The organism is Chroococcidiopsis thermalis PCC 7203, assembly GCF_000317125.1.
GTDB classification, from domain to species: Bacteria; Cyanobacteriota; Cyanobacteriia; order Cyanobacteriales; family Chroococcidiopsidaceae; genus Chroococcidiopsis; species Chroococcidiopsis thermalis.
The window spans coordinates 5509359-5522818 of sequence record NC_019695.1 but is presented as its reverse complement, the minus strand read 5'-3'; the positions used below and the strand labels follow the sequence as shown (position 1 = coordinate 5522818).

13 protein-coding genes and 1 tRNA gene are annotated in these 13460 nt (G+C 44.4%); 8 read left to right on the top strand and 6 right to left on the bottom strand.

Annotation, left to right across the window (positions count from 1 at the left end; all coding sequences use genetic code 11):
* Positions 1-35: 35 nt before the first annotated feature.
* From CHRO_RS24030 to CHRO_RS24015, 4 genes are all read right to left on the bottom strand, one after another.
* Complete coding sequence (locus tag CHRO_RS24030) at positions 36-296, bottom strand: CTB family bacteriocin (protein WP_015156829.1); 261 nt, start codon at positions 294-296, stop codon at positions 36-38.
* A gap of 124 nt (positions 297-420) precedes the next feature.
* Positions 421-687 carry a CTB family bacteriocin gene (locus CHRO_RS24025; protein ID WP_015156830.1) on the bottom strand — a complete coding sequence of 89 codons (267 nt, stop codon included), beginning with the start codon at positions 685-687 and terminating at the stop codon, positions 421-423.
* Positions 688-767: 80 nt separating this feature from the next.
* A complete protein-coding gene (locus CHRO_RS24020; RefSeq protein ID WP_015156829.1) occupies positions 768-1028 on the bottom strand; it encodes a CTB family bacteriocin in 261 nt (86 codons plus the stop codon).
* Between the two features lie 769 nt (positions 1029-1797).
* On the bottom strand, positions 1798-2559 hold the full coding sequence (locus CHRO_RS24015) for a response regulator transcription factor (RefSeq protein WP_015156828.1): 762 nt from the start codon (positions 2557-2559) through the stop codon (positions 1798-1800).
* A gap of 1130 nt (positions 2560-3689) precedes the next feature.
* Between CHRO_RS24015 and CHRO_RS34575 the strand changes: the two genes are divergently transcribed.
* Together CHRO_RS34575 and CHRO_RS24005 are read left to right on the top strand one after the other, a co-directional pair.
* Positions 3690-5831 carry a protein kinase domain-containing protein gene (locus CHRO_RS34575; RefSeq protein ID WP_015156826.1) on the top strand — a complete coding sequence of 714 codons (2142 nt, stop codon included), beginning with the start codon at positions 3690-3692 and terminating at the stop codon, positions 5829-5831.
* 194 nt (positions 5832-6025) lie between these two features.
* The gene (locus tag CHRO_RS24005) at positions 6026-7747 is read left to right on the top strand and encodes a tetratricopeptide repeat protein (protein ID WP_015156825.1); all 1722 of its coding nucleotides are present in this window, start codon (positions 6026-6028) and stop codon (positions 7745-7747) included.
* Positions 7748-7891: 144 nt separating this feature from the next.
* Here CHRO_RS24005 and CHRO_RS24000 read toward each other — a convergent pair whose 3' ends face one another.
* Positions 7892-8401, bottom strand: a complete 510-nt coding sequence (locus CHRO_RS24000) for a shikimate kinase (protein ID WP_051033297.1) — start codon at positions 8399-8401, stop codon at positions 7892-7894.
* A 71-nt stretch (positions 8402-8472) separates the two neighbouring features.
* Positions 8473-8784 (bottom strand): hypothetical protein, encoded by a 312-nt coding sequence (locus CHRO_RS34570; protein ID WP_281168605.1) that lies wholly within the window; start codon positions 8782-8784, stop codon positions 8473-8475.
* Between the two features lie 37 nt (positions 8785-8821).
* Here CHRO_RS34570 and CHRO_RS23990 point away from each other — a divergent pair, with 37 nt between their 5' ends.
* The 6 genes from CHRO_RS23990 (at position 8822) to CHRO_RS23965 (ending at position 13458) form a co-directional block, all read left to right on the top strand.
* Positions 8822-10297, top strand: a complete 1476-nt coding sequence (locus CHRO_RS23990) for a leucyl aminopeptidase (RefSeq protein ID WP_015156822.1) — start codon at positions 8822-8824, stop codon at positions 10295-10297.
* A 65-nt stretch (positions 10298-10362) separates the two neighbouring features.
* Entirely contained in the window at positions 10363-11247 is an 885-nt protein-coding gene (gene lgt, locus CHRO_RS23985) for a prolipoprotein diacylglyceryl transferase (protein ID WP_015156821.1), read from the top strand.
* 161 nt (positions 11248-11408) lie between these two features.
* Positions 11409-12233 carry a precorrin-4 C(11)-methyltransferase gene (gene cobM, locus CHRO_RS23980; protein WP_015156820.1) on the top strand — a complete coding sequence of 275 codons (825 nt, stop codon included), beginning with the start codon at positions 11409-11411 and terminating at the stop codon, positions 12231-12233.
* A 125-nt stretch (positions 12234-12358) separates the two neighbouring features.
* Positions 12359-12838 (top strand): flavin reductase family protein, encoded by a 480-nt coding sequence (locus tag CHRO_RS23975; RefSeq protein ID WP_015156819.1) that lies wholly within the window; start codon positions 12359-12361, stop codon positions 12836-12838.
* 86 nt (positions 12839-12924) lie between these two features.
* Positions 12925-13278 (top strand): phenylpyruvate tautomerase MIF-related protein, encoded by a 354-nt coding sequence (locus CHRO_RS23970; protein WP_015156818.1) that lies wholly within the window; start codon positions 12925-12927, stop codon positions 13276-13278.
* 107 nt (positions 13279-13385) lie between these two features.
* A tRNA-Arg gene (locus CHRO_RS23965) sits at positions 13386-13458 on the top strand.
* Positions 13459-13460: the final 2 nt, after the last annotated feature.

Below are 13460 nucleotides of genomic sequence, written 5' to 3'. Positions count from 1 at the left end.
CGTTTGTGGTTCGAGAATTATGCACTGAAGTTCAATTATTTAGCTGTGAAATATTTGAAAGCGTCAGTTTCAAAGCTTTGGTTAGCATTCAAGTACTCTTGGTCAACATAGCTACCGTTGCGAGTTGAAGCAATTCCCACCTTGAGTTGTTGCACGGATTTGTTTTCTTTCAAGCTGGTTCCCAAAGCATCATAGATAGAATTGTCACCATAGCCGTCCCAAGAATAACCACCTGCGACTAATTGTTGTTGCTCGTCAGATAGTTCGACAAATAATTCGGTGTTTTCGTTAATCATGATGAGTAATCTCCTGAAGTTGTTTGAGTTGAAGTTATTTGGGTGAATTAATTTGAGATTTGCTGGGAGGTAATTCTCTCGTTGGAGTTGAGAGAATTACACCTTATGAATTCAGTTAGTCTGACTACTTAGCTGTGAAATACTTGAAGGCATCAGTTTCAAACTTATGGTTGGCATTCAAGTAATCTTGCTCAACGTAGCTACCGTCGCGAGTCGAAGCAATTCCCACCTTGAGATGTTGCACGGATTTGTTTTCTTTCAAGCTGGTATTGAGAATGTCATAGATGGACTGACCATCACCACCGCCGGGATAAGAATAACCACCTGCGACTAATTGTTGTTGCTCGTCAGATAGTTCGACAAATAATTCAGTATTGGTTTCGTTAATCATTGTAAGTAATCTCCTGAAGTTGTTTGAGTGACTTAATGTGTTGTACGTTTGTGGTTCGAGAATTATGCACTGAAGTTCAATTATTTAGCTGTGAAATATTTGAAAGCGTCAGTTTCAAAGCTTTGGTTAGCATTCAAGTACTCTTGGTCAACATAGCTACCGTTGCGAGTTGAAGCAATTCCCACCTTGAGTTGTTGCACGGATTTGTTTTCTTTCAAGCTGGTTCCCAAAGCATCATAGATAGAATTGTCACCATAGCCGTCCCAAGAATAACCACCTGCGACTAATTGTTGTTGCTCGTCAGATAGTTCGACAAATAATTCGGTATTTTCGTTAATCATTGTAAGTAGTCTCCTGAAGTTGTTTGAGTGACTTAATGTGTTGTACGTTTGTGGTTCGAGAATTATGCACTTAAAGTTTAGTTCGTTTGAGTTTTAATCTTTAAAATACCTAAAAGCTTTGTTGTCAAAAAAATAGTTTAAGCTTGGTATTTTTAATCAATACAATAACTTTAAAAGTTATTGTATTGATATTCAGATTTACCGACCGTTTTTTATACAGATTCGGTTTAGAGAACATCCTTTAGTGCTGAGAGAACGCTGTAAGAGTAACTACCAGCTTTAGTTGTTGTTTCTCGTTATTTAATCCTACAGTTAGTTCAGATTTGATTTCGGAAAACCTGTTTGAAAAAATTTTGTTTTCTCTTGCTCAGGCTATTATTCGTCATCTACTAATAATCTATAAAAAGATTCAGATTATTTGTACGGCAAAGTTACCCAAAGCAATGGGTGAGTTCACTAGGTATATGCCCGTTTTAAAACAGTAGATATGCTATCTATTTTTAGAGGTTATGATATTAAAAAAGCCAAGTCAAGTACTAGGATATAATAGGTTTCTATGGAAACATATTATCCTTAGCACCAAACTTGGATGGCAGATAATAAATATTCTATTTTTGTTGTCTTTAGTAGAAGGCGGTTTAACTAAAAGAAATTTCTGTTGAGCAAGTAAATGGGGAGGAATATAAAAAACTACAATTAAATATTGCTAAGACACCATAGATAGAAAAAGAACATACTGTTTGATGCGAGCGCAATCTTTACGAGTGTCTTAAGAAATTAAATGGTTCTCCATCGCAAAGCGCAGCAATTCAACACGATTGCTAGTTCCAGTTTTACCTAACAAATTGCTCACGTATTTCTCTATCGTGCGCGGACTGAGAAATAGATTGGTAGCAATTTGAGAATTAGATAGTCCCTGCGCCAGAAATTTGAGTACAGCCTGTTCTCTGTCTGTGAAATTAATGTGAGATCTAGTAGCTGCAATTGCTGCTTGGATTTGGGAATGCAATTGGTGGCGTAAGGTTTCAGTTGGCGATGAAATTGGTGTTGAGACACTGAGAGGATTGTAGTCGAAAGTATCTGTAGAGACAAGTAGCCTACCTGTATTTTGTGCGCGATCGCGCAGGCGCAATTCCCATTGCATCAGTTGAGATATCAGCTGCGATCGCTCCAGCAGATTGCGAACGACAGCATGTAACTCATCTAATTCAAACGGTTTAGGTAAGTATGCATCGCCTCCCATTTGATAGCCGCGAATGCGTTCTTCTGTTTCCGTGCGTCCGGTTAAAAATACGACAGGCAATAACCGAAATGCCGGACGCTGACGCACCCATCGAATCAGTTCGTATCCATTCATCTGCGGCATCATAATATCGGTGATAACTAAATGAGGTTGATATTCCTCAATAATTCTCAGCGCTTCTTTTCCATGTTCTGCCGTGACTACTGAGTAACCGATTTGCTCCAATGCATAGCTGGTAGAAACACGAATCGACTGCTCATCATCAACCACGAGAATTAGTAACGACATAGGACGCAAACATTTCCTAATAACTTGTGAAGGCTCGATTTGAGCTATATGCGCTGACCTACTAACCAAATGTTATATCAAATGTTATATATAGATACGCTGCAATTTTAGATTTGATGCATGGCGATCGCTTGTAGGTTTCCAGCAGAGAAAGCATATCTGGCTCAGTTAAACTTTACAAAAAACAACAATTTTTGTCCGCAGTAAACAAAATTTTTTTCTAGGCTGATGCATTGTATATATAACTACAAATTCAACTTGAGTGATAAAGATTACGGAAAAAGTGCATACTTCTAAGTAAATTTGTTACCAGCACCCAAGACTAACAGCAAATTGCATAAAAGTAGCAAGATTACCCATAGCAAATGTTGCAGAGATGCAAGCAAAAGCTACAGAATGCTCTGCCTTAAGTGGTAAACCTAACTTCCTCAGAGTTTGGTTAAAGTCGGGAACCGTGCTTAATTTTTTTTAGCTTTGTTTTGTTTAAATCGATATTGTAATGCTGCTTAGCATTGCAAATAGGCTGTAGTTAGCACCCTTTGCTATCTGTCTGCAAGGTAGACAGCGTCACAGTTATCTTTCTCGTGTTTTTGTATAGCGAGTTTTGCGCCTCGATGATGCCAAGATCGAGAAGCAAAGAAGAAATTTTCTTACATCACTAATTTAAGTATTTTCCCAGCCAAAATGTCAAAACCAGCCGTAGTCTTTATTAAATCTTTACTGAAACTCAACATAAGCTTAACTCCAGATTAACCGAAAGTAGCAGTAGATGTCGTAACAAAATTTCATTATTTTGCAGAGTTCGACTTAGTAAAGTTTTCTAGTTAGTAAAGTTTTCTAGCAAAACCATTCTTGCCGATCCGTTGCCGATGCTAAGTATAAGACAACTACAGCAGGGATTACTTGAACTAGTACAGCTAAGATAGCAAAGATAGACCAGATGTTAGCGTGCATGGGGTTTCTCCTACTGCGCAATGCTTGTTACATGTTACTTAGGTTGCCCTCAGTTAGTTTATGCAGCGATTCGACCAGCAGTAGAGACGTTACATGTAATGTCTCTATACTGACAACTGATAACTGACAACCGAACGTGGTATGTTAGAACTAAAACTGAAAATCAGCAACTTCCGATGGCAGCAATCTTGTTAAAAAATCGTTACCGAGTGCTGCGAGAACTAGCAAATGGGAGGTTTGGGAAGACTTTTTTAGCAGAAGACACTCAGATGCCTTCTGGTAAGAAATGTATCATTAAGCAGCTCAAACCGATCGAAAACAGTCCCCAGGTCGATCGAATAATCAGAGAAAAATTTCAGCGTGAAGCCGCAACTTTAGAAACGCTAGGCGATATCAATAGTCAAATCCCTCGTTTGTATGCCTATTTTATAGAGGCTGGAGAATTTTATTTAGTTCAAGAGTGGATTCAAGGTCAAACTCTGAGCGATCGCGTCCAGCAAGTAGGACTGTTTAGCGAACGAGAAGTTAAAGAAATACTATTAGATATACTGCCAGTTCTGCAATACATTCACAGTCAAGGTATTATTCACCGCGATCTAAAACCAGACAATATTATTTGGCGATCGCGAGATAGCAAACCCGTACTAGTTGATTTTGGCACGATTAAGGAAATCATGGGAACGACGGTAACGGCTTCCGGTCGTGCCACAAGTTCGATTGTGGTAGGTACGCCAGGATTTATTCCCAACGAACAAGCAGCGGGAAAACCTTTATTTGCTAGCGATTTATATGCTTTAGGCTTGACAGCAATTTATTTACTGACAGGTAAGATGCCGCAAGAACTGAAAACTAACCCTTTGACGGGTGAGATCCACTGGCGACAGCAAACATTAAATGTGAGTCCAAAATTTGCGGTGATTTTAGATAAAACAATACAACCATCCGCCCGCGATCGCTACATGAATGCGCCTGCTATGTTAGCAGCTTTGCAGCAGCTCGACACTCATACTGTTCCACCGAAAGCTAGTGCGCCGCAAACGCCAGCGAGTGCAACTCCACCGACTCCTGCTTCACCAAGAGTTAGTGCGCCACAAGCACCACCGACTGCAACTCCATCGACTCCTACTCCATCGAGAGTTAGTGCGCCACAAGCACCACCGACTGCAACTCCACCAAATCCTACTCCACCGACTCCTGCTTCACCAAGAGTTAGTGCGCCACAAACGCCAGCGAGTGCAACTCCACCGACTCCTGCTTCACCAAGAGTTAGTGCGCCACAAACGCCAGCGAGTGCAACTCCACCGACTCCTGCTTCACCGAGAGTTAGTGCGCCACAAACGCCAGCGAGTGCAACTCCACCGACTCCTGCTTCACCGAGAGTTAGTGCGCCACAAACGCCAGCGAGTGCAACTCCACCGACTCCTGCTTCACAGACAATTATTCCAGAATCCTCTCCTCCGCCACCAACGGCAGTTTCTACGCCTCCCAAGCAAGTAGAGAGAAAAGAAATTCAGACAGGCGTTACTTCAGGTAAAGCTAATCGTGAAAAAGCTAAAACCTCTGCTACTAGTAAACTAGTCACTTTGGCAAAAGCTGCTTTAATTCTTTGCGGTAGCTTAGTAGCTCTAGCCGTGTTATTTGTGGCAATTAGCTATGTAACAAGACCAAAAACGAATTCTATCAATAATGACTCTCCTACAACGATCGCAGAGCAAAACGGCAAACCGAGTGAATTGAATTCCTCATCAACAACTCACAATCAGCCAAATGGTGTTTCTCCGCAGCCAGCATCGACAACATCAAACTTGAACGAACAAGTGAAAATCGGTCGGCTAAAAACTTATACTTACAATACCAATCTGTTTTCCATAGACGTACCGGAAAACTGGCAGCGTCGCGATCGCAGTACGACAGGTGAAGCAATTGTTAGCTGGTACGATCCGACAAATAATGCAGCTATTGTAGTTGATGTCTTTACTAGAGAAGCATTTCAGCAAAAAGGTCAAATTCCCCAAGCAAGATTGAGCCGATTTTTAGCCAGAGCAGCCCAACAACAGTATCGTGCCAATCCTGATTTTCAGTTAGCTGCCACCGAACCAGCGAGTGGTGGTTGGCTGCAAGTTCATTGGAGTTATGCAGTGACCAACCTGCAAGGTAAAAAAAGCAAAATGTTGGGCTACGGTTTTGTCAAACAAGACGATGACAAAATTTCTTACATTCACTTCATCGTTCCTGAGACACAATATCCGCAATTGCGATCGCAGCTTGGTAAAGTTACCTCCAGTTATAGCGTCAACTCCACAGCGCCATTACCTTAAGTTCAACCTGGGTGCATTTATCGCAATTTTCAATTGAATGAGGTACACGTATTTGCAGTAGGGGCGTACGGCGCGCCCATACAGATGTATTGCTTCTGTATATTTTTGTTTCTCCTATTCTGAAATTTTCTGGAAGACCACGTGTAGGTATAACACATAACAGAATTTCACGAATTTCAATTTTTGGAGAACATATGTCTTTCGTCTCTAAACGCCTCACGCTATTTATTTGGGCGCTATTAATAACGTTAGGACTAGCTGTCACTCAGTCTGCACCATTGAAATTAGCAGTGGCAAAAGAATCGAACCGCGATCGCGCTCCGTCTAACCCTCATGCGATGCACCTTGCTCAAGCAACATCATCTCAACCCTCTGCAACGCTGTTTGACGATCTCGGTAATCTCCACCACCCTATTTCAACGAATTCAAAACTCGCTCAACGCTACTTCGACCAAGGTTTAACCTTAGCATATGGGTTCAATCATGCAGAAGCAGCCCGTTCCTTCCAAGAAGCTGCTAAACTCGATCCTGAATGTGCGATCTGCTACTGGGGTGTTGCCCTCGTCCTTGGACCCAACATCAACGCACCGATGGAACCAGAAGCAGTGTCTGAAGCTTGGCGATCGCTCCAGCAAGCACTTAAGCTGAGTAAAAATGCTAGTGACAAAGAAAAGGCTTACATTCAAGCATTAGCAAAACGTTACCCATCGCAGCCAGTTGACGACCGCAAGTCATTCGATCTTGCCTATGCTAACGCCATGCGAGAAGTTGCCCAACGCTACCCAGACGATCCAGATGCAGCAACTTTGTTTGCTGAATCTTTAATGGACACAACTCCCTGGGATTACTGGGAGGAAGATGGCACGCTTAAACTAGCAGGTAAAGAGATTATCGCCACCTTAGAGTCAATTCTACAAGAACATCCCAACCATCCTGGTGCTAACCATCTCTACATTCATGCCGTAGAGAAAGAACGTCCCGATTTGGGAGTTGCGTCTGCCGATCGCCTGATGCAACTGGTTCCCAATTCCGGTCACTTAGTACACATGGCATCGCACATCTATATTCGTGTAGGCAGATATCACGATGCCGTACTGTCCAATCAACGCGGGATTGCTGCTGACAACGCTTACGCGGCTCGGAACCAGGTAGAGGGGATTTATCCGTTGGCTTATATGCCCCACAACCATCATTTTCTCTGGTTCGCCGCCTTAATGACTGGACAGAGTAAAGTCGCAACCCAGGCAGCACTTCGCACAGCTAAAGTAGATGCAAAACTCATGCGACAGCCCGATTTTGCTGGAGCCTTGCAACACTTCTATACGATTCCCACGTACACCTATATTCGGTTTGGGCAATGGGATCGGATTCTCTCAACCTCTGCACCCGCAAAAGATCTGAAATATCCTTCGGGAGTTTGGCACTACGCACGCGGACGCGCTTTTGCTGCCAAAGGTCAGATAAAACCAGCAATGCGGGAATTAAAAAAACTACAAGCGATCGCCGCGATTCCAGCCTTGCAAGACATCAAAATTTGGGGCTTTAACTCAACGGCAAGTATTTTAAATCTTGCTTCCCAAGTGCTAGCAGGTGAAATTGCAGCACAACAGAAAAATTACCAACAGGCGATCGCACACTTGCAAACAGCGGTCAAGCTAGAAGATGCTCTTGTTTATACCGAGCCTGCTGACTGGTCTCAACCTGCACGGCAATCGCTAGGAGGTATTTTACTCAAAGCACGTCGCTTCGCCCAAGCAGAACAAGCCTATCGAGATGACTTGAATATTTATCCCGAAAACGGCTGGTCTCTCTATGGGTTAATGCAAAGCCTTAAAGCACAGAACAAGCAAGCGGAAGCTCAAGTCGTCCAAAAGCAGTTCGAGCAAGCTTGGCAGTATGCTGACAGTTATCAGTGATTCAGTTATCAGTGATTCAGTTATCAGTTATCAGTGAAGAGTGGTAGTTGGTAGTTGGTAGTTGCTCCCTTGTCCTCCTTGTCCTCCTTGTCCTCCTTGTCCTCCTTGTCCTCCTTGTCCCCCTTGTCCTCCTTTCCCGACTCCTTACTCCCGACTGCCGACTTTCGCTTTCAACACTGAAGGAATTGCTTCTAATACCTGTGCTGCGATCGCATTTGGCGTATCTTGGGGATGAGGGGTAATGTGCAAGTCAGCTTCGGCGTAGAGCGATCGCCTCTCATCGAGGAGCGATCGCAGTTTTCCAATTGGATCGGGATCTTGTAGTAAAGGTCTAGTATTATCTTCTGCTAAGCGGCTGTAGAGTTGTTCGACCGGCACATCCAGCCAAACAATTAAGCCATAATGCAAATAACTCCAGTTTTCTCGCCGCAGTACTATTCCGCCACCAGTAGAAATGGCGAGACGAGTGTAGGCACAAACTTCTGATAAGACTTTAGTTTCTATCTGCCGAAACGTTGTTTCTCCCTTTTCAGCAAAGATTTGGTTAATTGATTTTTGTGTCAGTTGTTCGATGACTGCATCCGTATCGACAAACCCGTAACCGAGTTGGGCTGCTAGTATTTTTCCTATTGTCGTCTTACCCGCACCCATCATTCCCACCAGGTACAGGTTAATTCCCTTAAGTAAGTCGCTGTCTCCCACTCGATCTGAATTTAACTCATGACTTATATCATTTTAATGGTAATGGGTAATGGGTAATGGGTAATGGGTAGTTGGTAGTTGGTAGTTGGTAGTTGGTAGTTATTCCCCCTTGTCCCCCTTGTCCCCCTTGTCCCCCTTGTCCCCCTTGTCCCCCTTGTCCCCCTTGTCCCCCTTGTCCCCCTTGTCCCCCTTGTCCCCCTTCGCCCCCTAATCCCCACTCCCTTCGGTCGTGGGGTCCCCGAGTTCCCCCTTGTCCCCCTTGTCCCCCTTGTCCCCCTTGTCCCCCTTGTCCCCCTTGTCTTTCTTCCCTGCTCCCTACTCCCTTTTTTACGCAATACTGGAACAAGAAGCTAAAAAGCGGAACGCAGAGTAATGGAAATTCGAGCGATTGATACACCACTTCTAGACTGGGCTGGAGATGCTCTTGCCCTTGGTTTATTTGAGGATGCTGTAGAATTGACAGGCGAACTGGCAGAGCTGGACGGAAAATTTGCTGGGGCGATCGCGGAACTAATCGCAGATACGGAGTTTAAGGCGAAAGAAGGTAGTACGGCGGTGACGCGGGTTAGCGGTGGTAGCGCCGTCCGCAAAGTCATATTGGTAGGACTGGGTAAGCCAGATGGACTAAAAATAGATAGCTGGCGTAAAGCAGCTGCGGCAGTGGCGCGGTTAGCGAAAAAGGAACGGTGTAAAACTTTAGGAATTAGCTTGCCAGCGTGGAATAACGATCCGACTGCAACGGCTCAAGCTTTGGCTGAGGGAATTCAACTGGCTTTATTTCAAGATAATCGGTTTAAGTCAGAACCAGAAGAGAAACCGCCAACTGTAGAGCGAGTTGACTTACTAGGGTTGGGCAGTCAAGATGATGCTGTTACCCGTGCCAGCCAGATTGCTTCGGGTGTAATTTTGGCGCGGGAATTGGTGGCTGCTCCAGCTAATGCCGTAACACCAGTCACAATGGCAGAAACAGCACAGGCGATCGCCTCCGAACACGGATTGGCGGTTGAAATTCTCGAACGGGAAGATTGTGAAAAGTTAGGTATGGGCGCGTTTTTAGGTGTTGCCCAAGCTTCGGAGTTGCCTCCCAAATTCATCCACTTGACCTACAAACCCGATGGTACGCCTAAGCGCAAGCTGGCGATTATTGGTAAGGGCTTAACCTTCGATTCTGGCGGCTTGAATATTAAGGGCGCTGGCAGCGGGATTGAAACGATGAAAATGGATATGGGTGGTGCTGCGGCGACTCTAGGGGCAGCTAAAGCGATCGCGCAACTGAAGCCCGATGTAGAAGTGCATTTTATCAGCGCTGCTACTGAGAACATGATCAGCGGTCGTGCCATGCACCCTGGCGATATCCTCAAAGCCTCAAATGGCAAGACGATTGAAGTGAATAACACCGATGCTGAAGGACGGTTGACTTTAGCAGATGCGCTGGTGTTTGCTGAAAAATTAGGCGTAGATGCGATCGTTGACTTAGCTACTTTAACTGGTGCTTGCATTGTCGCCTTGGGAGATGAGATCGCGGGATTATTTACTCCCCACGATGCTTTAGCTCATGAAATCCAAGCTGCTGCTGAGATTGCAGGCGAAAAGTTTTGGCGGCTACCTATGGAAGAAAAATATTTTGAGGGTTTGAAGTCTGGGATTGCCGATATGAAGAATACGGGTCCCCGTGCTGGTGGTTCGATTACCGCTGCCCTATTTCTCAAACAATTTGTTAAAGAAACTCCTTGGGTGCATTTGGATGTAGCTGGTCCTGTCTGGACGGACAAGGAAAATGGCTATAACAACGCTGGAGCAACCGGTTTTGGCGTGCGAACTCTGGTAAATTGGGTGTTGACTAACTAGATGTAAGATAAATTCCGTAGCCTGTGCTGTTGCACAGGCAAAACACCCTCAAACATATAATCCCAATGCTACCTGCGATTCCCGATTTGCCTTTGGCATGGCAATTTGCTTCTCCTGGACCAATTCTGGTACAAATTGGTCCTTTGACACTCCGATGGTATGGTCTGCTGATTGCCTCGGCTGTATTAATTGGAGTTACTCTATCGCAATATTTGGCTAAACGCCGTCACGTTAACCCCGATATTATTGGCGATGTAGCGATTTGGTTAGTCGTGGGAGCGATCCCTGCTGCCCGCTTGTACTATGTATTATTTGAGTGGTCGAACTATGCTAACAATCCAGGTAAGATCTTTGCGATCTGGGAGGGTGGAATTGCCATTCATGGTGCAATCATAGGTGGAGTTATCGCAACTTTAATCTTTTGTCGGTTACGCAAGATTTCTTTTTGGCAAGTAGCCGATCTGATTGCTCCTTCGCTGATTTTAGGACAGGCGATCGGACGGTGGGGAAATTTTTTCAATTCTGAAGCCTTTGGTAGCCCTACAAATTTACCTTGGAAACTCTATATTCCTCCTAGCAACCGTCCGCCTGGATACGGAAATTTTGAATACTTTCATCCTACGTTTCTCTACGAATCGTTATGGAATTTAATGGTATTCGGGCTCTTAATGTATTTGTTTTTCCGCAGCTTACAAGGATTGCGTTTGAAGACTGGCACGCTATTTTTAACCTACATGGTAGCTTATAGCTTAGGGCGCTTTTGGATTGAAGGATTGCGTACCGATAGTTTAATGCTAGGACCGTTGCGGATGGCTCAAATGGTGAGTCTAGTAGGAGTTGGCATCGGGTTATTAGGGCTTGCTTGGTTATATATTTATCGTCGTTCATTACCAGATGTTGCGCCTCCAGTTACAGCACCAGAACCAAGGATAGAAGTCTCCAAGCGCTGAATCTTAAGAAAAAAAAGCCCTAAGGGCTGAATTTAGGGCTTACTTATGATGCAGCATCTACCAATAGGTATCTTCATCGTGAAGTGACTCGACTTCGGAAAAGAATGTGAAAATTTGGAGAAAATCTTAAATCTGCGATTACAAGCAGCTCTCGATCGCCTATGTCTAATACTTCTGAATCTACTATCGAGTTAAATCGCACATCAATTCCTACCCTCGCCCCAGGAGTATACATTGTAGGGGCAGGACCAGGCGATCCAGAACTTTTGACCGTTAAAGCCCAAAAGCTTTTAATGCAGGGAGATGTCATTCTTTATGCCGACTCCCTCGTACCGCGACAAATCTTAAAAATGTGCCGTCCAGAAGCAGAAATTATCCATACGGCAAATAAAACTTTAGAGGATATTTTACCCGTGATGGTGGAAAGGGTGCGATCGCATAAATCTGTGATCCGCCTGCAATCTGGAGATCCGAGTCTCTACAGCGCCATCCACGAACAAATACAAGCCCTCGCTGCCGCTGAAATTCCGTTTGAAGTCATTCCTGGGATCAGTGCCTTTCAAGCTGCTGCTGCCAAACTCAACGTTGAATTAACCGTCCCCGGACTCGTACAAACAATTATTCTTTGTCGCATTAGCGGACGCACGCAAGTTCCAGAAAGAGAAGAATTGTCATCCCTCGCCGCCCATCAAGCTAGTCTTTGCCTCTACCTCGCCGCCCGTCATGTAGAATCGGCACAAAGCCAATTATTGGCACACTACCCGTCAGAAACTCCCGTAGCAATTTGTTTTCGCTTGGGTTGGGAAGACGAAAGAATTTGTGTCACCACCCTTGACAAAATGGCAGAGACTACTCACAAAGAAAACCTAATTCGTACTACTCTTTACGTTATCAGTCCTGCACTAGGAGAAGTCACGGCAAGATCTCGCCTCTACCATCCCGAACATACCCACCTGTTTCGCCCTCAGCAAAAACTCAATCCATAATTACGGTCACTGATAAGTGATAACTTTGTACGGACGTTACATGTAACGTCTGTACACTGATAACTGTCCCCTGCGGTTCGATAAGATTTACTTAGTGAAGTAAAAATAACTGAGGGGAACGCGCCTTGCTAGACGAACAAGCCAAGAAAACCATGTTGCGGAAGATTCCGCACGGACTTTATGTATGTGGTGTGAAAGATGGAGAAGACGTGAATGGCTTCACTGCTAGCTGGATCATGCAAGCTTCTTTCAAACCACCTTTAATAGTCAATTGTGTCAAACAAGACTCCAAATCCCACGAAATGATTAAAACCAGTGGGGTATTTGCTATCAGTTTTCTCGATGCCGAACAAAAAGACATTGCCCAAAAATTCTTTCAACCCCAACGACGAGTAGGCAACAAATTCGACGATATTGAGTTTTATCTCGGTGAAACGGGGTGTCCGATCTTGACTGACTCTTTAGGCTATGTCGAGTGTCAAGTTGTTGGCGCGGTGGAAAAAGGCGACCATACAGTTTATGTTGGCGAAGTCATCGCTGCTGGCGTTCACCGTGAAGGAGACGCGCTGCGCTTGGAGACAACTGGCTGGCAATATGGAGGCTAGAAAGAGGACAAGGGAGACAAGGGAGACAAGGGAGACAAGGAAGCTATTTTAGTCACCAGCCACCAGCCACTAGTCACTTACTAACTATGCCATTAATTAAAGTCCAAACTTCGATCGCGACTCCTGCTGAATCTGACGTGGAAGCGTTGCTGAAAAGCCTATCTTCCATGTTGGCAAAACATACAGGTAAACCAGAATCATACGTAATGACAGCGTTTGAACCTGGTGTACCGATGACTTTTGCTGGAACGTTAGATCCAGTTTGCTATGTAGAAGTAAAAAGCGTTGGAGCAATGAAGCCAGAGCAAACTAAGGCAATGAGTCAAGACTTTTGCCAGCAGATTAACCAGGCGCTGGGTGTAGACAAAAATCGCATCTACATTGAATTTAATGACGCGAAAGGTTACATGTGGGGCTGGAATAGCTCGACTTTTGGATAGTCATCCACAATCGACCAATTTTTTGATAGGATATGTAAGCTCACTTCTAATGTAAGTGCAGCTTACTTTTTGTTAGGGTAGCAATGTTCTACCTTGACTTAGTTTCTGGATCCTTAGTTCAGTGGATAGAACAACCGATTTCTAATCGGTAAGTCAGAGGTTCGAGTCCTCTAGGATCCGTT